1 protein-coding gene and 2 pseudogenes are annotated in these 2,014 nt (G+C 69.4%); all 3 read right to left on the reverse strand.

The annotated features are described in order from the left end of the window. Positions 1 to 263: pseudogene (locus EBH09_RS14240) on the reverse strand (hypothetical protein); the annotation flags it as partial. A 323-nt stretch (positions 264 to 586) separates the two neighbouring features. Further along, on the reverse strand, positions 587 to 1,693 hold the full coding sequence (gene prfB / locus EBH09_RS14245) for a peptide chain release factor 2 (RefSeq protein WP_121747399.1): 1,107 nt from the start codon (positions 1,691 to 1,693) through the stop codon (positions 587 to 589). 88 nt (positions 1,694 to 1,781) lie between these two features. Next, a pseudogene (locus EBH09_RS14250) lies at positions 1,782 to 2,014 on the reverse strand (serine/threonine protein kinase); the annotation flags it as partial.

Below are 2,014 nucleotides of genomic sequence, written 5' to 3' on the forward strand. Positions count from 1 at the left end.
TCGGTCGGGTCCGTCGGGTCCGTGGGATCGGTCGGGTCCGTGGGGTCCGTCGGGTTCGGGTCCGTCGGGATGGTGGGCGGGTCCGTCGGCTCCTCGTCGTCGCCGTCGACGCTCACACCGAGGTCGACGTTGGTGTCGCCGACACCCGCGCTCACGCCGATGTCGAGCGCCGAAGCGGCGCCCGCGGCGGTCAGGGAGGCGCCGGCCGCGATCACTGCGCCGGCCGCTATGCGCGCGACACGGATGCGCGTCTTCTTCGTCATGTAGTTGCTACCCCCAGTAGCCGATTAGTCAGTGAGGCCGCACTCGGGGGCCGTGATCAACGGAGGTAACTGTCTACTGAAGTCCCCCGGTTCACATGCGCCCCAGAAATACGCATGCCGCGCCTCACCCTTACGAATGTTCAAAGCAACGTCAAGGCCGTTGCGTACGCGATGTCCAGGTAAGGGACGTATGCCGGACACAAAGGGTGTGAGTGTGATGTAAAACCCAGACATCACCGGCGAACAAAGGGCCAGACAAAAGGCAACCGCCGCCCAGAGAGCGGCAGTTGCCTTGTCGACAAAGCGGCGTTCCCGCTTTCGCGCTACTTCTCCTGCTGCTTGCGCCAGCGAATGCCGGCCTCCAGGAAACCGTCGATCTCGCCGTTGAACACTGCCTCGGGGTTGCCCACTTCGTGCTCGGTGCGCAGGTCCTTGACCATCTGGTACGGGTGCAGCACGTACGAACGCATCTGGTTGCCCCAGGAGTTGCCACCGTCGCCCTTGAGGGCGTCCATCTTGGCCTGCTCCTCCTGGCGGCGCCGCTCCAGGAGCTTGGCCTGGAGGACGTTCATGGCGGTGGCCTTGTTCTGGATCTGGGAGCGCTCGTTCTGGCAGGAGACCACGATGCCGGTGGGGAGGTGGGTGAGCCGCACCGCGGAGTCGGTGGTGTTCACGCCCTGGCCGCCGGGGCCGGACGAGCGGTACACGTCCACCCGCAGCTCGGACTCGTCGATCTCGATGTGGTCGGTCTGCTCGACCACGGGGAGGATCTCGACGCCCGCGAAGGAGGTCTGGCGGCGCCCCTGGTTGTCGAACGGCGAGATGCGCACCAGGCGGTGCGTGCCCTGCTCGACGGAGAGGGTGCCGTAGGCGTACGGCGACTGCACGGCGAAGGTGGTCGACTTGATGCCGGCCTCCTCCGCGTACGACGTCTCGTAGATCTCGGTCTTGTAGCCGCGCTGCTCGGCCCAGCGCAGGTACATGCGCTGAAGCTTCTCGGCGAAGTCGGCGGCGTCCACGCCACCGGCCTCGGCGCGGATGTTGACGAGCGCCTCACGGGCGTCGTACTCACCCGAGAGCAGCGTGCGGACCTCCATCTCGTCCAGCGCCTTCTTGACGGCCGTGAGCTCGGACTCGGCCTCGGCACGGGTGTCCGGGTCGTCCTCCTCCTCGGCCATCTCGAAGAGCACGCCGAGATCGTCGATCCGGCCGCGCAGGGCCTCGGCCTTCCGCACCTCGGCCTGGAGGTGGGAGAGCTTGCTGGTGATCTTCTGCGCCGCTTCCGGGTCGTCCCAGAGGGACGGCGCGGCCGCCTGCTCCTCGAGCACGGCGATGTCTGCCCTCAGCCTGTCGAGGTCCAGGACGGCCTCGATCGACTCCATGGTCGAGGAGAGGGACTTCAGCTCTTCGGATACATCGACGACTGCCACGCGTCCAGCGTAACGGCTCCGTCCACCGGTATTCGCCGGACCGTAACGGGTGACGGCGGCCACGGCGCTCCCGGCCCGGCGGAGAGCCTCACGGAGAGGCCGGCGCCGAGTTCCGCGTGTCCTGGGGGCCCGCGCCGCCCTCGTCACCGCCCGTGGCCAGCCACGTACCGACACCGATCGCCGCCACCAGGGCGACCGCGCCCGCGCCCAGCGCCAGCCGGCGCCGCCGCGCGGCGGCGCGGTTGCGGGCCGAGCCGGGGCGCGGGGCGCCGGACGCGCGCGGGGCCCGGGCGGTGCCGCGGGCGCCGCGCGCGTCCGGCG

This window comes from Streptomyces sp. E2N166 (assembly GCF_003671715.1).
In the GTDB taxonomy this organism is placed as follows: domain Bacteria; phylum Actinomycetota; class Actinomycetes; order Streptomycetales; family Streptomycetaceae; genus Streptomyces; species Streptomyces thinghirensis.